The 20,143-nt window shown below is 51.4% G+C and carries 21 protein-coding genes and 1 riboswitch; of the genes, 14 read left to right on the forward strand and 7 right to left on the reverse strand.

The annotated features are described in order from the left end of the window. The first annotated feature begins 118 nt into the window (after nucleotides 1-118). The 7 genes from ACKGJP_RS18105 (at nucleotide 119) to ACKGJP_RS18135 (ending at nucleotide 5,238) form a co-directional block, all read left to right on the forward strand. Complete coding sequence (locus ACKGJP_RS18105) at nucleotides 119-766, forward strand: prolyl oligopeptidase family serine peptidase (protein ID WP_409347015.1); 648 nt, start codon at nucleotides 119-121, stop codon at nucleotides 764-766. Nucleotides 767-779: 13 nt separating this feature from the next. Continuing rightward, entirely contained in the window at nucleotides 780-1,364 is a 585-nt protein-coding gene (locus ACKGJP_RS18110) for a hypothetical protein (protein ID WP_409347016.1), read from the forward strand. A gap of 214 nt (nucleotides 1,365-1,578) precedes the next feature. After that, nucleotides 1,579-2,109, forward strand: a complete 531-nt coding sequence (locus tag ACKGJP_RS18115; protein WP_409347017.1) for an RNA polymerase sigma factor — start codon at nucleotides 1,579-1,581, stop codon at nucleotides 2,107-2,109. A 3-nt stretch (nucleotides 2,110-2,112) separates the two neighbouring features. Further along, nucleotides 2,113-2,511: a hypothetical protein gene (locus ACKGJP_RS18120; protein WP_409347018.1), complete on the forward strand. Its 399-nt coding sequence runs from the start codon at nucleotides 2,113-2,115 to the stop codon at nucleotides 2,509-2,511. A 51-nt stretch (nucleotides 2,512-2,562) separates the two neighbouring features. Beyond that, the gene (locus ACKGJP_RS18125) at nucleotides 2,563-3,429 is read left to right on the forward strand and encodes an ABC transporter ATP-binding protein (protein ID WP_409347019.1); all 867 of its coding nucleotides are present in this window, start codon (nucleotides 2,563-2,565) and stop codon (nucleotides 3,427-3,429) included. Continuing rightward, nucleotides 3,426-4,610, forward strand: coding sequence for a hypothetical protein (locus ACKGJP_RS18130; RefSeq protein WP_409347020.1), 1,185 nt, complete (start codon nucleotides 3,426-3,428; stop codon nucleotides 4,608-4,610). The genes ACKGJP_RS18125 and ACKGJP_RS18130 overlap by 4 nt, the downstream gene beginning before the upstream one ends. Further along, nucleotides 4,594-5,238 (forward strand): hypothetical protein, encoded by a 645-nt coding sequence (locus tag ACKGJP_RS18135; RefSeq protein WP_409347021.1) that lies wholly within the window; start codon nucleotides 4,594-4,596, stop codon nucleotides 5,236-5,238. Before ACKGJP_RS18130 ends, ACKGJP_RS18135 begins: the two co-directional genes overlap by 17 nt. 123 nt (nucleotides 5,239-5,361) lie before the next feature. On the opposite strand, the gene ACKGJP_RS18140 is transcribed toward ACKGJP_RS18135, so the two are convergent. The 3 genes from ACKGJP_RS18140 to ACKGJP_RS18150 form a co-directional block, all read right to left on the reverse strand. Continuing rightward, nucleotides 5,362-6,381: an ABC transporter permease gene (locus tag ACKGJP_RS18140; protein WP_409347022.1), complete on the reverse strand. Its 1,020-nt coding sequence runs from the start codon at nucleotides 6,379-6,381 to the stop codon at nucleotides 5,362-5,364. Then, entirely contained in the window at nucleotides 6,378-7,139 is a 762-nt protein-coding gene (locus ACKGJP_RS18145) for an ABC transporter ATP-binding protein (RefSeq protein WP_409347023.1), read from the reverse strand. The genes ACKGJP_RS18140 and ACKGJP_RS18145 overlap by 4 nt, the downstream gene beginning before the upstream one ends. A gap of 419 nt (nucleotides 7,140-7,558) precedes the next feature. Further along, nucleotides 7,559-8,134 carry a beta-class carbonic anhydrase gene (locus ACKGJP_RS18150; protein ID WP_409347024.1) on the reverse strand — a complete coding sequence of 192 codons (576 nt, stop codon included), beginning with the start codon at nucleotides 8,132-8,134 and terminating at the stop codon, nucleotides 7,559-7,561. Nucleotides 8,135-8,354: 220 nt separating this feature from the next. Here ACKGJP_RS18150 and ACKGJP_RS18155 point away from each other — a divergent pair, with 220 nt between their 5' ends. The 4 genes from ACKGJP_RS18155 to ACKGJP_RS18170 all read left to right on the forward strand — a co-directional run bounded on the left by ACKGJP_RS18155 (nucleotide 8,355) and on the right by ACKGJP_RS18170 (nucleotide 11,296). Continuing rightward, nucleotides 8,355-9,734 (forward strand): MATE family efflux transporter, encoded by a 1,380-nt coding sequence (locus ACKGJP_RS18155; protein WP_409347189.1) that lies wholly within the window; start codon nucleotides 8,355-8,357, stop codon nucleotides 9,732-9,734. A 78-nt stretch (nucleotides 9,735-9,812) separates the two neighbouring features. Beyond that, a complete protein-coding gene (mug, locus tag ACKGJP_RS18160; protein WP_409347025.1) occupies nucleotides 9,813-10,334 on the forward strand; it encodes a G/U mismatch-specific DNA glycosylase in 522 nt (173 codons plus the stop codon). Between the two features lie 4 nt (nucleotides 10,335-10,338). Further along, complete coding sequence (locus tag ACKGJP_RS18165) at nucleotides 10,339-10,836, forward strand: metallophosphoesterase family protein (RefSeq protein ID WP_409347026.1); 498 nt, start codon at nucleotides 10,339-10,341, stop codon at nucleotides 10,834-10,836. A 61-nt stretch (nucleotides 10,837-10,897) separates the two neighbouring features. Then, nucleotides 10,898-11,296 carry a hypothetical protein gene (locus ACKGJP_RS18170; RefSeq protein WP_409347027.1) on the forward strand — a complete coding sequence of 133 codons (399 nt, stop codon included), beginning with the start codon at nucleotides 10,898-10,900 and terminating at the stop codon, nucleotides 11,294-11,296. A 58-nt stretch (nucleotides 11,297-11,354) separates the two neighbouring features. Here the strand turns inward: ACKGJP_RS18170 and ACKGJP_RS18175 are convergent, their stop codons facing one another. Beyond that, complete coding sequence (locus ACKGJP_RS18175; protein WP_409347028.1) at nucleotides 11,355-12,134, reverse strand: helix-turn-helix domain-containing protein; 780 nt, start codon at nucleotides 12,132-12,134, stop codon at nucleotides 11,355-11,357. 188 nt (nucleotides 12,135-12,322) lie between these two features. Here ACKGJP_RS18175 and ACKGJP_RS18180 point away from each other — a divergent pair, with 188 nt between their 5' ends. Beyond that, nucleotides 12,323-13,741 (forward strand): sulfatase, encoded by a 1,419-nt coding sequence (locus tag ACKGJP_RS18180; protein WP_409347029.1) that lies wholly within the window; start codon nucleotides 12,323-12,325, stop codon nucleotides 13,739-13,741. 148 nt (nucleotides 13,742-13,889) lie between these two features. Here ACKGJP_RS18180 and ACKGJP_RS18185 read toward each other — a convergent pair whose 3' ends face one another. Both ACKGJP_RS18185 and ACKGJP_RS18190 read right to left on the reverse strand, forming a co-directional pair. Then, entirely contained in the window at nucleotides 13,890-15,194 is a 1,305-nt protein-coding gene (locus ACKGJP_RS18185) for a hemolysin family protein (RefSeq protein ID WP_409347030.1), read from the reverse strand. Between the two features lie 433 nt (nucleotides 15,195-15,627). Then, on the reverse strand, nucleotides 15,628-16,374 hold the full coding sequence (locus ACKGJP_RS18190; RefSeq protein WP_409347031.1) for a hypothetical protein: 747 nt from the start codon (nucleotides 16,372-16,374) through the stop codon (nucleotides 15,628-15,630). A 247-nt stretch (nucleotides 16,375-16,621) separates the two neighbouring features. On the opposite strand from ACKGJP_RS18190, the gene ACKGJP_RS18195 reads away from it, so the two are divergent. Then, nucleotides 16,622-17,356: a response regulator transcription factor gene (locus ACKGJP_RS18195; protein WP_409347032.1), complete on the forward strand. Its 735-nt coding sequence runs from the start codon at nucleotides 16,622-16,624 to the stop codon at nucleotides 17,354-17,356. Then, the gene (locus ACKGJP_RS18200; protein WP_409347033.1) at nucleotides 17,334-18,692 is read left to right on the forward strand and encodes a sensor histidine kinase; all 1,359 of its coding nucleotides are present in this window, start codon (nucleotides 17,334-17,336) and stop codon (nucleotides 18,690-18,692) included. Before ACKGJP_RS18195 ends, ACKGJP_RS18200 begins: the two co-directional genes overlap by 23 nt. Nucleotides 18,693-18,751: 59 nt before the next feature. Here ACKGJP_RS18200 and ACKGJP_RS18205 read toward each other — a convergent pair whose 3' ends face one another. Further along, nucleotides 18,752-19,786 carry a BMP family protein gene (locus ACKGJP_RS18205; RefSeq protein WP_409340249.1) on the reverse strand — a complete coding sequence of 345 codons (1,035 nt, stop codon included), beginning with the start codon at nucleotides 19,784-19,786 and terminating at the stop codon, nucleotides 18,752-18,754. Between the two features lie 241 nt (nucleotides 19,787-20,027). Next, nucleotides 20,028-20,116, forward strand: a riboswitch (cyclic di-GMP riboswitch). Nucleotides 20,117-20,143 lie beyond the last annotated feature (27 nt).

Below are 20,143 nucleotides of genomic sequence, written 5' to 3' on the forward strand. Positions count from 1 at the left end.
ACCTTATTCGCCTCTCCGCTAGAAATGTATATAAAAAAGGGAGGGCATGTACACAAATTCCTTGACGGTTGACCGTGACTTTACTTACAATTTTTTCAACCAGCAAGGAGGGAATCCAATGCCAATAGTAAAGCGAGCGGTACATAACGGAACGTTAGGACATCTTTGGTTCGTGCCGAACGGATATGAAGAAAACAAGGATACAACTTGGCCGTTGATCCTGTTTCTGCACGGAATCAAGAGGCGCGGAGAGGATCTAAGCATGCTTGAAGGTTATGGATTGACGGGGCTAGCCGTTAGACAAGACGATTTTCCGTTTGCCGTGGTCGCACCGCAGTGTCCTTCGAACTCTTTTTGGCCGCAAGAGCGAAGCAAGGTTATCGCTTTGCTGGATCACACGGTATCCTCCCTCCGAATCGATTCTGCGCGTGTCTATGTGACCGGCTTCAGTATGGGCGGAAACGGTGCATGGGACCTGGCTGCACATGCTCCCGACCGTTTTGCCGCGGTTGTCCCTCTATCCGGATGGTATGATCCGAAGGAGGCGAAAGTCTTCGAACGGATGCCGGTCTGGGCTTTTCACGGAGTCGAGGACGACGTAGTTCCTTACAAACATTCGGAAGAAATGGTTAATGCCATTAAGGAAAAGGGCGGTCGAAGCCTGCTAACACCGCTTCCCGGCTATAAGCATCAGATCATGGATGAGGTTTACCGCAGGCCGGATTTGTTCGAATGGCTGCTGAGTCATCGCATCGGAACGAACTAGTGACGGTCAATAAATGAGATTGCAAGGCATATTGATTTCCGCCCGCTTCCCATGTATGGTGAGGGTGGAGGCGATTATTATTCTTTTAGTTCCGGTGGAACGAGAGATTTTCGAAGCATTGGAGGGGGAAACGCTCGGGTGGGCGTGTATCGGCCCTCTGCTGCTGCAGGTGAGAGGAAAGGATGACCGAACGAAAGCGGAGATGTACCAAGCCCTTGGCGAAGGCCAAAGAGGGCTATTTCTCTTTCGCGCTTACCACAATCACGCATGCCGTTCGGCGGTCGAATGGTATTGGTGGACTTGTGAACAGCTAAGGAAGCCGAAAGCGTGGGAGGCTCTGCTTGCCGGTTTGCGCTTTTACGGGGCGGATGAGACCTTGCGCGTCATGAATAAAGCCGAGACAGCGCTTGATCGAACGAATCGCTTGTCGAACGGCAGCTGGATGGAAGCCAGTGCGCTCGATTTGGACAGGGACCCGGAGCTTAGGAGTTTGTCGGAACATTTGTTCGCTGAGTACACGTCGGCCGCAGAGAGTGCGCACCGGCTTATTGCCGCGTACATCAAAAGTCATCCCAATCAATTCGTCCTTTTATCCTAGGTAGGCATGGAATATTGGCTGGACAGGTGCAGCTCTCATGGTTGTTTTAGGGTTAAACTTATGAGCACGGTCTCTATGACCGTGCTTTTTCAGTTGCCCGGATACCGGCCGAGCGTGACGATTTCGAAGGGTTGAAAAGATTTGTTCGAGAGCCCTGTAACTTTTCAGCGCAATGATACGAATAATAGATAACCAGGCGGAAGGGAGGGACAAGATGGATGAAGAGCAGCAATGGATACAGGGTTTCATGCAAGGAGACGACGCCGGTTTCGAACGTCTTGTTCTGAAATATCGCCGAAGCGCGATTGCGTTCGGTCAACAATATGTCAGGGACTATTACGCAGCAGAAGATATCGCCCAGGAAAGCTTCGCGGAAATCTACGTCCATCGCTCCCGGTTTAATCCGAAATACAGGTTTAAGCCATATTTGTTCACTATTATCCGCAATAAATGCGTCGACCATGTCCGCAAGCTAACCCGATTCAAGCATGTCGAGCTGGATACCGGCATTCCCGTCGCCCGTACCACCGAAGAAGTCGTATTGAATCGAGAGAAACGCTCGGTGATTCAAAGCAAGCTCCTGCTTCTGCATGAGGATTACCGCACGGCTATTCATTTGATCGACGTCGAACAGTTTTCCTACAAGGAGGCTGCAGCCATCATGGGTAAAAATCTGATGCAAATGAAAATTCTCATTTACCGGGCCCGGCAAAAAATGAAGCGTCACCTGGAACAGGAGGAATAAGCGATGTTTCGTTCGTCATCAAAAGCAGAGAATGAACCGCAGGCGGCCAAGGTATACCCGAACGATTCTAACACCGAGACCGCTAACGATGCGGAAATCCGCTTTTTGCAAGGCGTTTACGCGAAGGCGGAAGACTTGCAAAAGGAACGGGCTGAGCAAGAGTGCGTGGCCGAGCTTATAAGGCGTTATCGCAAAGCGCTGCTTGCCTATATTTTTTGCACCGCTGCACTGTTAATCGTCACCGCCGTCATTCTTGCCGCTAGCGATTTCTCGATGGGCGCCGTATTCGTACTCTCATTCTTATGGATGGGTGCGGCAACCTTGTTCGAGCAGCTGCGCCTAAACGACGGTCAGGTAGTGGAGCTGCTGCGAAAAGTGGTTGGAACGGTACGCTTGCGGTAAATAGCCAGTTATGAAGCAAATGCGATCAACATACGGAAAGGCGGTTGCCAGATGGAAATACTTATCCAACAATTGACGAAAACGTTCGGCGCCAAAAAAGCGCTGGACAGCGTGAATCTGCGTATTGGCGAAGGGATGTTCGGTTTGTTGGGCCCGAACGGGGCGGGTAAAACGAGTTTCATGCGCATATTGACGACTCTGCTGCCGAAGAGCGGCGGCCACATTGAAATCGGCGGCATTGCAATAGAAGAGAAGGCTCGGATACGCGGGATGGTCGGGTATTTGCCGCAGGACTTCTCGATTTACCCATCTTTCACGGTTTATGAAGCGATGGATTATCTCGGCATGCTTTCCGGGATGAGCGACAGAAAAGCACGCGGTCATCAAATCGCATATTTGCTTGCCAAGGTCAATCTCGAAGCGCAGCGAAAGATTAAGGTTCGCGCACTGTCGGGCGGTATGAAGCGAAGGCTTGGCATCGCCCAAGCCATGCTGCACGATCCTCGCGTGCTGATCGTGGACGAGCCGACGGCCGGTCTCGATCCGGAGGAGCGAATCCGGTTCCGTCATTTGCTGCGCGATTTTTCGGAAGGGAGAATCGTCATCCTATCGACGCATATCGTCGAGGATATCGAATTTACCTGCGAGAATCTGGCGGTATTAAAGAAAGGGAAGCTGCTATACGAAGGGCGGGTAAAAGGATTGCTTGAGCACGCAAAGGACGCTGTCTGGACCGCCACGATCGAACGCGACGAGCTTGATGCGGTCCGAAGCGCATACCCGATACTCTCCACAGTGTCGGAGGGGGACGGGATCCGGTTGAGATTGCTGAGCGAACAGCGTCCTTTGGCCCAAGCGGTTTCCGTTCAACCGACCATTGAGGACGCTTATATGAAGCTGATGGAGGGATCGGCATGAAGCTGTTTATCCCGCTCCTGCGCAAAGAGCTCAAGTATCAATTTACGAATGCGACCTATTATATTTTCCTTGCCGTCATCGTTCTTTTTTACGTAACGCAATTCGATCCGCCTCGCTCGATCGCCGACATGAAGCCGCTCGCTCCGGAGGAGGCGAAGGCGCAGGGGAAGTACGCATACTACGGCCAAAAGCCGATTGCCGATCCCGACAAGGAAATGGCCGAGATGGTGCGTCAGCTGGAACGCGATTATGCAAACGGCGAAATGATGAAGGCCGTCGTGTTCATCAACAAGTTCGTCAAGCTGGACGAAGCGCAGAAGGCCTCGATCAAAAGGACGAGCGAGGCTATCGCGCCGCAAGGCGCGCCTCCCGTTTCGGCAGGCGGCGCTGACCGCGTTTCATTTGCCGTCGGCTACGACGAATATTTGCGGCTGATGCGAAATCTGGATAAAGAGCTTGGAGGCTCGACCGTGTACGGGGACAAGATGCGTGCCTCCGTCCTGAACGAACCGAGAACATACGAAGAAGCGGTTCAGGATTTCAACGATGTTGTCGAGAAAGACAAAGTGACGAATGCCGGAGGGCGTTTGTTCGCGGATTATATGGGCATTACGGCCGGCTTTTTCCCCGTCTTCCTGTCGGCATTCATGCTTGCAAGAGACAAACGCAGCCGTATGCAGGAGCTGATCTATAGCCGAAAGTTCGCCTCCTTTCACTATGTATTGCCGAAGTTTGCCGCGCTTTGCTTAGCTGTTCTGTTCGGATATTTGGCGCTCGCGACGCATGCGACCTTTGCGTTCTCTCGGATCGCCTTGGCCGAGCACCTCCAGATCGATGTATTGGCTTTCTACAAATATACGATAGCGTGGCTCCTGCCGACGGTGATGGTTACGGTTGCGGCCGGGATGCTGGTATCCGTATTGCTTACTTATGCGCTGGCGGCGATCCCGATTCAATTTTTGCTCTGGATGAGCTCGATGATGCCTCTGGAAGGAGAGTACGGCTTGAGTAAATTCGTCATCCGCTACAATACATTCGGAGGATACGAAAACTATGCCAAGTGGAGCTCCGCGATCCTGGTTAACCGGATCTTCTATGCAGCGTTAGCGCTTGCGATCGTTGCCATTGTCGCCTGGATCTGGGATAGAAAGCGGGGGAATGCCGGTGCGGCGCTTAAGTGACGCGACTTCTCATGCGGCAAGCTTGCTTTATTACAATGCCAAGACTATCGGATACGTTCCTTTTCTGATTGCGGTATCGTGCACGGTCGTCATTAGCCTGATTTTTAACCTGCGCTTTATAACCTACACGGAAATGGCGCAAATCGGCGAGCTGTATTTGTCGCTGCTAGGCATCATGCTAATGCCTCATCTTACGATTATCGAGGATGCCGACTCCATACATGAAACGGTGTACGCGAAGCGCAAGCGCCATGCGTTAACGGTATCGTTCCGTATTTTGCAAACGGTCGCGCTGCTCTGGCTTCTCATCCTGTCCGTCGCCTTGTTGGCCGGCAATCAGGGAGGAGACTTTCCGATGCTGGAGCTAACGGGCGGCAGTTGGATTTCGGCCGTATGTTTAGGTGCCGCGGGCATGACTGCAGCGACGTTCAGCCGAAATATCGCGGCGGCTTACATGACCGGCTTTCTGTATTATGTACTTGAAATGTTTACGAAGGGGAAATATACGGGGGATTTCTACCTGTTCAGCTTACTAAAGGGCAGCTTTGAGCCGGGAAAGTGGCTCCTGGCAGCCGGTGCAGCCGGTTTGCTTGCCGTTAACGTAGCGTATGTCTGGCGGAAAAGCTGAGGAACGGCCATACGAAAAAAAGAATGCCGCAACTCAAAAAAAAGGAGAGCAAGCTTCAGGGAGCGTCCTGAATGCATGTTCTCCTTTTTGAAAACGGAGCCGTTTATCCTTGACGGCAAGCATCTATATGGCTCGTTGCTTCTTCAGTGCAAGTACGTTCAACAGCGCGAAGGCGGCGGAAAAGCCTAGCAGGACATAAATATCGAGCTGGATGTCGCTTAGGCCTTCTCCGCGAATCATGATACCGCGCAATGCGTCGCCTCCGTAGAAGAGCGGCATCAGGTAGCTGAGCTTTTGCAGCCAAGGATCCATGGCTTCCAGATTAAACAGACCGGAGAAGAACACTTGAGGGACAACGACGACCGGGATAAATTGAATGATCTGAAACTCGCTCCCGGCAAAGGAGGAGAGAAGGGTTCCCAGCGTTAACGCCGTCAAGGTTAACAGAAGATTGACCAGCAGCACCAGCCATATCGAACCGGTCATATAAAGACCGAGCACATGGATGGCATACCAGGCGATAAGCGCCGCCTGCAGTAGTGTAAACAAGCCGAAGCCGGATAAGTAACCGCCTACAATTTCAGTGCGCCGAATCGGCGTAGCGAGCAATCGTTCCAGCGTCCCTGTCGTCCGTTCGCGAAGGAAGGCGACCCCTGCAAGCATAAACACGAAGAAGAAAGAAAAGAAGCCGATCAATACGGGACCGAAGGAGTCGAAGGAAGACATCTCTTCTTTGCCGTGCAAATACGCAATGTTAGGTTGTATGGCGGATATTTCTGCTTGCAACGTTTTCTGAAGCAGCAGGATTGCGGCCTTACTGATCGTCGGATCGCTGCCCTCGAGCTTGATGGACGGCTTGCCGCTTTCCATAGATACGACGGCATCCAGTTTGCCGTTCCGGAGTGCTTGTTCGGCTTCGTCGAAGCTAGCGAATGCCGTTACATTGGCGTCGGCCTTCACCAAGCGTTCCGCTAGCTGCTGCGGAACGCCTATTGTCCCGATATCCGGCTTAATCGCCTGACCGTTGAAGACGAAGTTCAACAGCGTAAGGATGAGCAGCGGGGCTAAAAAGATAAGAGCAAGCGTTCGTTTGTCCCGAATGAACTGACGTATGATTCGTAGAGCGAGCGCGCGCGTTCTCATGACCGGACACCTCCTCCGAGAGCAATGAACGCTTCTTCGATCGTGGCCGTTCCGCTTTTGGCCTTCAAAGCTTCCGGCGTATCGACTGCCGTCAGTAGACCGTCGCGGATGAGGCCGATCCGGTCGCATTTATCCGCTTCATCCATGACATGCGTAGTCAAAATAATCGTCGTTCCGCGATCGCGCATCTCGAGCAGCTCCTTCCATATCGCTTGCCGAAGTACGGGGTCAATGCCGACCGTCGGTTCGTCAAGCACAAGCAGCTCCGGTTCGTGCAGCAGAGAAATTGCCAGCGAGAGCCGACGTTTCATGCCGCCGGAATAGGCGGCAACCGGCTTGTTCATATGGTCGAGCAGATCGACGACCGCCATGGCGGCTTCCATACGCTGATTGCGCCTGGTGCCGGACAACCCGTAAAGGGAAGCGAAAAATTGCAGGTTCTGCTTGGCTGTGAGTTCGCTATACAAGGCATCGGACTGCGCCATATAGCCAAAACGCTGCAGTATCGCCAGCTTAGGCATCCGCTCCCCGAGCAGCCGGACTGTCCCGCCGTCGGCTTTGTCGATGCCGGTGATGAGTTTGATCAGCGTCGTCTTGCCGGAGCCGGATGGACCCAGCAGACCGAAAAGCTCGCCGCGTTCGACACGCAGAGAAATGCCGTTCAGGACGGTTCGGCTGCCGAAAGTGCGCACGACTTCACGAAGATCGATAATAGGCTGGGGCGAGGAAAGAGGGGGACTTGCTTCGGTTGAAGACATGATCTCACGCTCCTTTTATGAAAAGTGAGTGATCACTCACTTTTCTGATTGATTCGATTATACCGACCGTCCGTGAGCATTGTAAAGAGACGGTTTGTTAGGTTTGAAAAAAATGCAGGCGCAGCGAACCGGATCGGCATTGATTACCGTAATTTGCAAGCTCAAGGATGCAAGGATTGCTTGACACTGGAGGAAGCCGGGCATAAAGTTGAAGGAAAGGCGGGCAAGAGCCGGGAACAAATGAGGATCTCGATTCTTTCTGCGAGCAGTTGAGCAGCAGAGATGGCGAAACGGTCAAACGGTTCGAATCGACCGTCGATCCTGGCGCAATGGAGAAGGACATAGAAAGTATGCTGTAATTCGCAAAAGTGCCCGCAGCATTCCGGCTGCGGGCACTTTTGATGAGAGAAGCAGAAACCTTATCTTGGCTGTATGTATGGATATCCTTCGGAAATAAGCTCGAGCGATCCGGAATCCGGATGCATGACGAAACCGTGAACCGGAATGAACGACGGAAGCAGAGGGTGTCTGCGAATGATTTCTACGCTCTGCATGACGCCTTCTTCAACCGTATCGAATCCTTTCAGGAACCGCTCCATGCGTATGCCCGAGCGCTCCAGTGTTTGCAGAACCAAGTCGGGAATCCCGTTCGCTTTGATCTTCTCGACCATCGCTTCCGTATCGAGGCTGGTCATGCCGCAGCCGTGATGGCCGATAACAAGCACTTCCTCCACACCCATTTCATGAATGGCGACTAGAATGCTTCGCATCGCGCTGCCGAAAGGCTGCGTCAGGATGGCGCCCGCATTTTTGATGATTTTGGCGTCGCCGTTCCTAAGGTTCAACGCTTTCGGAAGAAGCTCGACAAGACGAGTGTCCATGCAGGTGAGAATGGCCATTTTTTTGTCCGGATATTTGTCGGTCAAATACTGTTCGTATTGTTTGTTTTCGACGAATTCGCGATTAAATTCCATGATATCTGAGATGATGGACATTGAGATGGAGTTCCCCTTTCCTGGTAAACCGTATCTATTTCTGTCTATATTTTATTCGTATTTGCTGCAGGTCACAACACGCGTTCAAAGGAACGCATCGGAAGTCGGGCATAGGGAAGGATCTTCAATAAAGGTAGAACGACAACCACACGAACGATTCGCCTGCAACATGAAGGTGTAAAGCATAAGGAGTGAAACGAATTTGACTGCCGCCTCAATCATGCCTACTTGGAAAAAACTTAGTCTAATGGCGGTGACATGGCCGATTTTTGTCGATACCGTCCTGCGTATGATGCTTGGAACGGCGGATGTATTTATGCTGAGCCGCCTTTCCGACACGACGGCAGGGGCGGTCGGCTTGGCCAATGAGCTCATTATTTTTTGTATTCTGATGTTCGGTTTCGTCGGAATCGGTACAAGCGTTGCCGTAGCGCAATATCTTGGAGCCGGCAAGAAGGCGGAATCAAGCCGTATTTCGGCATTGGCCATATCCTCGAATCTCGTCTTCGGCATTTTGGTCAGCGTCGTTTTTGTAGCCTTCGGGGAGCCGCTGATGACGCTCATGCATTTGAACGAGGAACAAATCAGGATTGCCCAAACCTATTTGAGCCTAATCGGCGGATTTATTTGGATCGAAGCGCTCTCTAGCGCCATTTCCTCCGTCATTCGTTCCAACGGAAACACGCGGGACGTCATGTTTGTGACGATCGGGGTGAATGTGCTTCATATTGCCGGAAACTATTTGCTGATATTCGGCAATTTGGGGTTTCCGGAGCTTGGCGTAACGGGGGCGGCCGTTTCGACCGTCATCAGCCGCTTTCTCGGCATGCTCGTCCTGTTCGTTTTTTTGTACCGCCGCATCCAAGTGCCGATCCGGTTCAAAGATTATGTCACGCCTCACGCCGCTTATTTAAAACAGATATTGGGTATCGGCATTCCGGCAGCCGGTGAGCATTTGTCGTATCAATCGCAGCATCTGATGATCGTCAGCTTCATCAATCTGATCGGCCAGACGGCGCTGAGCGCTCACGTATACGTACTCAACATATCGGGATATTTCATGGCGATCGGGATGGCGATCGGAGCGGGTACCGAAATCATTGTCGGACATATGGTCGGAGCGGGAGAGATGGGACTCGCCTATCGAAGATTGATTCGCAGCGTGCAAATGTGCCTGATCATTACATTCGGGTTCGTCTGCGTGACGGCGTTGTTCCGGGAAACGCTTATCGGATTATTTACGGATAACCCGGATATCATCGCTGCCGGCTCGGCGATCCTGCTGCTCTCCATCCTGCTGGAGCCGGGGAGGACGTTCAATCTGGTCGTCATCAACTCGCTTCGCGCCGCCGGAGACGCCCGGTTTCCCGTGTTGGCGGGCGTCGTATCGATGTGGGGGATCGCCGTGCCCTTGGCTTATTATTTAGGCGTTCACGTACAGATGGGCTTGCTCGGCGTATGGATCGCGTTCACGGTCGACGAATGGCTGCGCGGTCTCATTATGCTGCTTCGCTGGCGAAGCCGAGCATGGGAGAAGAAAGCGCTCGTGAAACCGGAAGCCGGTTCATTTATCGAGAGGGAGAGTGCGGTATCGTCCTAAGAAGATGTCCGGGAAGTTGTCCTGCATGCATTATGTTATAATAGAGGGACATTTTAGAGGGCGACGAGGAGGAGTGCTGTGAAACCGATACCCGATCATATTGGACACGGCTTGTCCGTTTTGTTCATCGGCTTCAATCCGAGTGTTCGCTCCAGCGAGACGGGGCATCACTACGCCAACCCAAACAACCGGTTTTGGAAAATCATCCATGAAGCGGGCTTGACGCCACGCAAATATAAACCGGAGGAGGACGGCGATCTGCTTCGCCTCGGATTCGGGTTTACGAACATCGTTTCCCGGCCGACGAAGACGGCTGCCGAAATTACGAAGGAAGAATACCGGGAAGGCCGGTCGCTGTTAACGGAAAAGATTCGCCATTACCGTCCGAAGGTTGCCTGTTTTGTCGGCAAAGGTGTCTATGAGCAGTACAGCGGAAAGCTTGGAGCCGACTGGGGAGAACAGCCCGAACCTATCGTCGATGGGGTTGTCGAATTCGTCGCGCCTTCGTCGAGCGGACTCGTGCGAATGCAAATCGAGGACATTACGGCAATTTTTCGGCAGCTGACACATGTTGTGCCAAGTGCTGCGGATAGAAAGTAGGGATATGATGATCATTGGGATCGTCTCGGATACGCATATAACCGGCCGTGCCCGGTCGCTTCCGGATGCCTTGGTTCAAGGGCTTCGTCAAGTGGATGCCATTATACACGCAGGAGACTGGGTCACAATGGAAGTGGCGGAGGAGTTGTCCAAGTTTGCGCCTATACATGGAGTTGCAGGCAATGGGGACGGGGAAGAGCTGGTTCGCCGTTTCGGCAGAAAAACGATCGTCGAATTCCAAGGCGTTCGCATCGGAATCGTACACGGCCATGAGGGACCCGGCAAATCGACGCCCGAACGAGCGAGCCGTGCCTTTCATGACGAAAGAACGGATTTGATCGTTTTCGGCCACTCCCATATTCCATTTATGGAGCGCAATGGCCAGACGGTATTATTCAACCCCGGGTCGCCGACAGATAAAAGAAGACAGCCGGACTATTCGTTCGGCATGCTCACTATTCACGACGGCAAGTTTAGCGTCAATCATCATTTTTTTACATGAGCCAAGCCGCGCTATCCCAATAACGATGGGCCCCATTCATCGGAAGAGGAGGATACCCGACATGAATCCCGATTTTATAAGGCTTATGCCGATGGCAGGAGATTTGAAGCTTTCGCATAAAAAAAGCCATTTCGGCATTACCGTTTCCACTAAGGAGCTAGTCTTGCACAAACCGCATGCCAATTATTATTTAAGCTTCGAAGATATTGTAAGCATTACGCCTTGCGAATCCGGGAAGCTGCTGCCTTTCCGATTGGTTAACAAGCAGGAGACCAGGCAGGAGATCGTTTCGGCAGGGGACGGTACGCCGCATTACAACGTTTACGTCAAAAACGCAACGCTTCATAACCGAAGCGGGGTGTTCAAGCTAGGTACGATGCAGTTCATTATCCCGATTCACCGAGATTTGATAAAAGCAATCGGACGCTTCGGCGGATGGGATGTAGCGATTGACCCATAGAGAAAAGAAAACGGACTTGTTCAGGTGCACTTTCGCTTGATAAGTCCGTTTTTTTCAGCTAGCGGCGCAAGGAATGATTGACCTGTTCCGAGAAAGCGGTGGGCGATATGCCGGTCTGTTTTTTGAATATCCGGTAAAAATGCGAAGTGTCGTAAAAGCCCAAATATTCGCTGACCTCCGAAATGCTGATCATGGACTCGGTTAACAACCGGCAGGCTTCTTTGATCCGGAGTCCGTGCAGGTAGTCGGTAGGGGAGACTCCCGTCACTTCTTTGAAAATCGATATCGTATAATTGGGCGATCGGTTTGTGATGGATGCAAGCTCCTCCGTCTGAACGCGTTCACGGTAATGCGAGTGCAAATACTGCTGGATTTTGCCCGCGAGAAGCACTTTATTCGGCGGCGCTTCAGCCGTTTCCCGCTGACGGTTGGCTAGACTTGTCAATTCGATCACGATACTGCGGCATAAGCTTTCGTAATAAGGCTTTTTCTCAAGCATCTCATGGAATAGCTGCGAGAACCGCCGATGTGCGTAGTCAAAGTCACGGATTTTCAGCTTCAATCTTTTTAGCAGCAAGCCGTCTTCCGGCTGAACGGGATCGTGATAGAAAAGTGCCGTCAACTTCTGATGAGGCGCATCCGTGTTTCGGGCGGAGCGGGAAGTGCCTGCCGGAATCAGAAGAAAATCGCCTTTTTCGGCTACGATATCTTCATGATTCAACGTGTAGAGGACAGTCCCTTCGAGAACAAGAATCATAATATTATACGTCAAGCGTTCGCTTCTCGTGCTCCAATTCGGGATGCGGTCATCGAAGTGGACGGAATGCAAAACGATCATCGGTCTTCATCTCTTTCCTGCAAGAATCATACGGTTTTATCGTACAATGAAAGCGATCGTCAGGCAACTGAAGCCTCGGATTGTAGGATGGCCGTAGAATTGTACATCAATCCGCATAACATACATCGATTAACGGCGGTTTCGCATCCTATAATAAAAGTAACTTCACCGTAGGAGGCTACAAACCGATGGAAACGACGAACAGACCGAACATATTGTTTATCATGAGTGACGATCATGCCGCCCATGCAATGAGCTGCTACGGCAGCAAGGTGAATCGGACGCCGAATATCGACAGGATTGCGGACGAAGGCATGCGTTTGGATAATTGCTTTTGCACGAATTCGATTTGCGCTCCCAGCCGGGCTACCATTCTAACGGGCACTTACAATCATTTGAACGGCGTCCGGACATTGTCCGACCGGTTTGACGGAAGGCAGCAAACGATGCCGAAGCTTCTGCAGAAGAACGGTTATCAGACGGCAATCGTAGGAAAATGGCATTTGGGCCATGGAGCGGAGAGCGATCCGACCGGCTTCGATTATTGGAGCGTGCTGCCGGGGCAAGGGGATTATTTCAATCCGTATTTTATCGAAGAGGGAGGCAAACGCCAAATCGAGGGCTATGTCACCGATATTATTACGGATCAATCGATCGACTGGCTTGAGCGCCGGGACGCAAGCAAGCCTTTCTACCTGATGTGCCATCATAAGGCTCCGCACCGCCCTTGGATACCGGACGCCAAACACGCCGCTATGTTTGAAAACGTGGACATTCCGGAACCTGAAACGTTCCATGACGATTATTCGAACCGAGCTGCCGCAGCGACGGAAGCGCGCATGCGAATAGATAGGGACTTGACGAAAACGGATTTAAAGATGGATCCGCCGGAAGGGTTAACCGAATCGCAGCTGAAAAGCTGGAAGTATCAACGGTATATGAAGGATTATTTGGCCTGCGTCGCTTCCATCGACGATAATGTGGGCAGGCTTCTGGATTATTTGAAGGAAGCGGGGTTGGAGGAAAATACGATCGTCGTATATACGTCCGATCAGGGCTTTTTCTTGGGCGACCACGGCTGGTACGACAAACGGTTCATGTACGAAGAATCGCTTCGCATGCCGTTCGTCATCCGGTACCCGAAGGAGATCGAGGCCGGCAGTACGGACCGGCATATTGCGCTTAATGTGGACTTTGCTCCAACCTTCTTGAGTTATGCCGGGATCGAAATTCCGGAAGAGGTACAAGGAAGCGATATGCGTCCGCTGCTGCGCGGAGAGAATCCGGAGGGCTGGCGAACCTCGATGTATTACCGCTACTGGATGCATCTGGACGTCGACCATAACGTCTATTCGCATTACGGCGTTCGTACGGAGCAGTTTAAGCTGATCTACTACTATGCGGATGCTTTGGGAACGACAGGTTCCAAGGATATTCCGAAGACGCCGGAGTGGGAGCTATTCGATCTGAAAAAAGACCCTTGCGAGATGATCAATGTGTACCATGATCCGGATTATGCCAACGTAGTAGCTCGCATGACGGAAGAGCTTCACCGGCTGCAGGCCGAAGCGAAAGACGAGCCTTATGTCGTCCGGACGAAAGAATAGCGAAATTCGCTGCTAGTGCAAGAGGGGAGCCGTTATTCCTTGAATCGTGCGGGAACGTTCATTCTATAGGATGCCGCAGGGGTGTACGATGTTATTCGAACAAAAAAAGAGTGACGATGCATGAAGCATCAGACACTCTTTTTTGTTGTTAGGAAACGACTGCCAGCGTATCGTTTCCCGCTTCCAGCTTCTGGATCGTCACCCTCGAAATGCGCAGGTGGTCGACTTCTTCGACGATAAACGCATATTCTTGGAATCGAATCCGCTGGTTTTTGGCCGGAGGCGTTTCGACTTGCGAATATACCCATCCGCCGATTGTATCGTAATCATCCGTTTCGATTTCCAATCCGAAGTAATCATTTACTTCATCGATATGGAGCAGCCCGTCTACGGAATGTATATGTTCGTCTTTTCGTTCGATCGTCGGTCTTTCTTGGTCGAACTCGTCGTGAATTTCGCCGACCAGCTCCTCCAGAATATCCTCCATCGTCACGAGACCGGATGTTCCGCCGTATTCATCGATCAGCAGCGCGACTTCCGTCCGCTTTTTCTGCATCTGCTTGAGCAGGGAGCTGATGGGAACCGTTTCGGGAACCGCCATAATCGGCCTGCATACTTGGTGTATATCGTCGAGTCCTTTTCTGGATGCGCGCATCAGATCTTTAATGTGTACAAAACCGATAATATTATCCTTGTCCGGATCGCACAGCGGGTACCGGGTACGCATTTCGGATGTCGCGATTTCGAGATTATCCTCAAAGGACGAATTTGCATATAGGCAAGCCATTTCCGTACGGGGAATCATAATTTCACGCGCTACCGTTTCCGTGAATTCGAAGACGTTATCGACTAGCGTGAGCTCCGTATTGTCAATCAAGCCGTTTCTGTGGCTTTCTTTCACCAAAAGCCGAATTTCTTCTTCCGTATGCACCGCTTCGTGCTCGGCTTCCGGTTCGATGCCGGATTTGCGCAGCATCCAGTTGGAAATGCCGTTTAGCGACCAAATAAACGGGTACATGATCTTGTAGAACAGGACCATCGGTCCGGCGGACCATAAAGTCACTTGCTCGGATTTCCGAATGGCGTACGTTTTGGGAACTTGTTCGCCGATCGTAATATGAAGGGCGGTAATGATCGTGAAGCCGATAATGAAGGCGATCACGTGAGTTACGCTGTCCGGCACGTTCCATTTGGTGAGAACCGGCTCAAGCATCCTGGCGATCGTAGGCTCTCCCAGCCAGCCGAGAGCGAGCGAAGTCAAGGTAATCCCAAGCTGACACGCCGATAAATACGCATTAAGGTTGTTCAAGATACTGCTTGCAAATTTGGCATTCAGGTTACCCTCGAGCGCGAGTGCATTAATGCGTGTGCCCCTGACTTTAACCATGGAAAACTCCGCCGCGACGAAAAAGCCGTTAAGGAGAATTAAAATAAAGGCTAAAACCAGGTTCATAAGTAACGGTCCAGGATCACTGTCCAAATAGTTTCCTATCTGCCGAACTTCAGACAGATAGGTACACCTCCCTTTTTTGATGAGAATATAAATGTACGTATTATGAATTATACTAGAAAGTCAGATAAGATCAAACTCGCGACTTTCAGGTAAATCAAACATATTCCATCGTGAAGTCTGAAAAACAGCCGTATATAGTCGTTAATACCAGCATTATTCGCATTTGCGCCATAATATGCCGTTTGCTTTCTATAGCTTACTAACCGTAGCGGCTTGGAGAGCATGTTTAACTGGTGAAAACCGTTCGTAAACAGGAAGAAGACCGCAGCTGCGAAACGTTCGCTCTGCGGTCTTCGATCCTATTTCCGTTCGGTTACATCTCCTCTAGCCCTTATATTCTCTCTTTGTTTAGCAATGACTTGCCGTTTGTCGATTATTGCTCGCTTTGCTTTCCTTCCTCTACAGGGACGGTTTCTGCATTTTTGATCGAGTAAACGAGGGTAATCGGATTTTCTTTTAACGATGCGATTTCCTGCTTGTACAGTTCAAGCTGTTTGGCTAGCGCTTGTTTAATCGCCTCGGCGTCTTTGGACTCAGTTGCTTTCTCAAGCTCGGACCAGCCTTGAAAGAAAGGGCTGACCGGAAGCTCGCCGTCAAGTTTTGTAGAAGCCAGCTTTTGAACGGCTACGCCAGCCGTTTCATCGGCGCCTGATACTTGTTGGAGAGAATTCTCGCTCAACACCATTTTCTCCAGCGCGATGCCTTCCTTAGCATCGATTGTCTTCATGTCGTCATTTTTGCTTAGGGTAAAGGTCGGTGCTTCTTCGCGTTTCACGGTTACAGTCCCGACAGGAGCCGCTTCTGCAGGGATCGCGGAAATGGCTTTTATGGACACTTGTAAAGCTTGAACGTCCGTTACCGAATCTCCGTTCGCGTTCCATACCTTCGGCGTGAGGGCCTCTTTGTACTGGTCGAGCGTTTCCTTCCAATCGTTAACGGTTTCCGGCGCATAGGTTTCGGCCAACTTCAACGGGTCAAGCATCTGCGTTGCGGCGATCTTCACGGAAGAAACGGCGGTTACCGTTGCCTTTGGCGCATCCGCAAACGCGGTCGGTCCGGCGACGGCAGAAAGCAGAAGAGTGGAAAGGGCAACTTTTCTAAACACATTGTTGCGATTCATGTTATAGCACTCCTTCGAATTTGGTTTGTCTTACAGTTCCCAGTGTACCGGCGAATTGTGGCAATCCATGTAATGGAATGTGGAAAAACGATGGCATTCCCTTCGAATTTGGTTTGTCTTACAGTTCCCAGTGTACCGGCGAATTGTGGCAATCCATGTAATGGAATGTGGAAAAACGATGGCATTCCCCCTGTGTGCGGCCCGCTCTGGTAATATAATAGGTAGAGCTGATTATGGAGGTCCAGGAATGAACGATTATCGCATTGCTATCGTAGATGACGATCAATATATACGTGAGCTTGTCGAGGCTTATTTGCAGAAGGAGAACTACCGGACGGTAACGCTTGCGAATGCAGAAGAAGCTCTGGAGCTGTGGAGAGCGGCCCCGCCGGATATGTGGGTGCTTGACATCATGCTCCCGGGGATGGACGGCTATGAGTTTTGCAAACGAATACGCGCCGAGGCCGAAGTGCCGATCATCATGATTTCCGCGAAGGATAACGAAGTGGATAAAATATTGGGGCTGGAACTCGGGAGCGACGACTATTTGGTGAAGCCGTTCAGCCCCCGTGAGTTGGTCGCCCGGATCAAGCGTCAGCTTCATCGCTGGTACAAGCTCAAGACGATCGAGGAAAACAGGAACGAAACCTCCCCTGTTCTGCAGGTCGGAGCCGGACAGCTGCAGCTCGTGCTGGAGGAACGGCGGGTTTTCTGGTGCGGGGAGGAAGTGGATATGACGTCCAAGGAATTCGCTTTGCTTAAAGCGTTCGCCGAACGGCCGAACCGCGCCTATACGAGAGACGAGCTATTAACCCTCGTCTGGGGCGACGACTACTTCGGCAGCGAACGCGCCGTCGATCATTTGTTAAAACGATTGCGCAAAAAAATCGAGCATTTGCCGATTGAGTCGGTGTGGGGACACGGCTATCGGCTGCGAACGGATGGGGGAGGGGCCGAGGATGAAGCTGTTTGTACAGATTAATGTCGCTTTTGGCGCCCTGCTCCTACTTGTTCTGTCGGTTACGGCCGTAATCTTTCACTATGTGCTGCTTGACCATTTTATCGAAGCCCAGAAGAAAGACATGAAGGAAATAAGTTCAACCATCTCCATGCAAATGAAGACATCGGCCGTTCCCGTTGAAGCGCAAGCGATCGCGATGCCCATATCGGTTTCGCCGGTCTTGGGCATTGACGCCATTCTTACCGATCGCGATGCGAAGATCGTTTATAGCACGCTTTCTGAAGCTTCAAGCCAGATGACCGTGAAAAGTATCGAATCCCGTGCAATTCAAGAATCGCCGACTGCAACCGTTCAGACGCTTCATGTCGGCAGCGAAGACCGGTTTCTCGTCGCATCGAACACGCTTGAAGAAGGGACGTTAACGTTATTTACGCCCATGAGCAAGATTAAAGCGGTCGAGCAAGCGGTAATGGGACGACTTGTTATCGTGCTGTGCATCGGTGGGGTATTGGTTTTTCTGTTAAGTCTGCTCATCACGCGCCGATTGATCAAACCGCTTATGAAGCTGAGGGGGGAACTCCGCAAAGTGGAGAACCGCCGTTTCTCCGAAGTCAAGCTTGTCAAGACGGGCGGTGAAATCGGCGACGTCGCGCAAACGGTTTACGAAATGGCGGAGGAGCTCGAGCGTTACAACAGGATCCAAAAGCAATTTATCCAAAATGCTTCTCATGAATTGAAAACGCCGTTAATGTCGATTTCCGGTTACGCGGAAGGCATACGCGACGGAGTATTCGAAGGGGAGCGGGTGCGCAAAGGGCTCGACATTATCATTAGCGAAAGCGGAAGATTGAAAAACATCGTGACCGAAATGACGCTGCTGGCCAAGCTGGATGGCGAAGAAGACAGCTTCCGCTTTTCGACCGTCAGTATCGCCGAGATGGTAAAGGAGACCGTTGTACGAATCAATCCGCTCCTAGTCAAAAACGGGCTCCATATTCAAACGGTTGTTGACGTGGATTCCATTAGGCGTTTAACGGTGCAAGCGGACAAGGATAAGTTGCTTCAGGCCATGCTAAATGTCGTTTCGAACGCGACTCGCTACGCGCGCAATCAGATTCGGATAAACGCCGGCATCAACAAAAACCAGATAGAAATTTCGATTGCCGACGATGGAGACGGCATCCCGGACGGGCTGCTTCCGCATCTGTTTCACCGCTTCGTGAAAGGGAAGGATGGCGAGACCGGGCTCGGTCTCGCCATATCACGCGCCATTGTGGAGCGCTGCGGCGGGAATATTACGGCGCGCAATCATAAAGCTGGCGGTGCCGACATCACGATGCGATTTCCTGCGGCATAAACAAATAACCCCTTTCCGCCTCCGAAGGGAAGCGGAAAGGGGTTTATTCGTGCGTGAGTTTACTCTACCGTAAACTCAGGGCCGGTGTAGGTTACATTGACTTCGATTTCGCCGGACTTGATTTTCTCGGCGAAAACGGCAATTTGATCCTTCACTTGCTGCGGAACGGAAGGGGCAAGAGCCAGACGGATCGCATCCGGATTTTCCAATCCGATTTTGACGACCGTGTTCGGCTGCCAGTCGCCTTCGACCAAATCCTTGATGGCGCTGTAAACGGTCAGACCGGCATCGGCGATCGCCGAGCCAATGAACACATCAGGCGCATCGGCATAAAAGTCGCGAACGTTGGCGAACTGGAACGTGCCGTTTTCCCGGCTTGCTTCGGTTACGCCTGCGCGTGCCCCGTTCAGCATCGTGAAAATCATATCGGCGCCTGCATCGATTTGGGCTTGCGCGACCTTCTTGGACAAGGCAGCATCGTCTTGATTGCCGGTGAAGGTTGTCACGAACCGAGCGCTCGGATTCGTATGTTTCAAGCCGTCGGCGAAAGCGGCGCGGCCATAAAAGCCAGGAGTTACGCGTGCGCCGGAAATATGTCCGACAACATTCGTTTTGGTCAACAGACCAGCCGCGGCGCCTGCCAGCCAAGCGGACTCTTCTTGCTTCACTTGATAGCTGGACAAGTTATCGCCCGTCAAATTCGTTTGCGTGTTGACGAACTTGATTTTCGGATATTCTTTAGCCACCAGCTTGACCGCTTCCGAGCTTTGGCCTGCATGCGCAATGATCATATCGGGTTTCTTCTTGGCCAATTTGCGGAGCGCATCGGCGATTTGCGCCGTATCGTGAGGGATATTGTCTACGTAGTTCGCCTTAATGCGGAACTCGTCTTTCGCTTTCATCAGACCTTTGTATGCGGACTCCATAAAGCCGCCGTCGTTCGCTTGACCTGGGATCAACAGCGATATTTTAGGCTTTTTCTTATTCTCGGACGAATGGTCTTTCTTCGCTTCGGCGGAAGAAGTGCCGAGAGGCAAAATTAGGGTGGCAAGGGCTAAGCTTGACAAAGCCAGTTTCGAAAGAAGACTTTTCATGATGTTTTCCCCATTCCAAAAAGTAGTTTTGTCCGGACAAACCAGAGAATATAACAGACTTGTGTTTTTGTCAAATAATACCGAGAAAACATAGACTTCCGGCACTGGATTTCCGTGCATACCCTATGTGGGCAAGTCTTTTTCGTTACGGTGGCCCTAGATGGTTTGTAAAAGTTTAGTTAATAGGTCTTGTGTTTTCAAAAAGGCTATATTATACTTTCGAAAGAACTTACATACCCGTATCCGATAATGGCAAACTTCTCTAAAGAGAAGGACGCAAAGCTGCGGGCCTAAGGAATGCTTGCATTCTATGGCAGCCGAGCCGCCGAAAATAGGGGGTTTCCTTGGGGATCCATC

The sequence above is a fragment of the Paenibacillus litoralis genome (assembly GCF_046244365.1).
Lineage (GTDB): Bacteria > Bacillota > Bacilli > Paenibacillales > NBRC-103111 > Paenibacillus_V.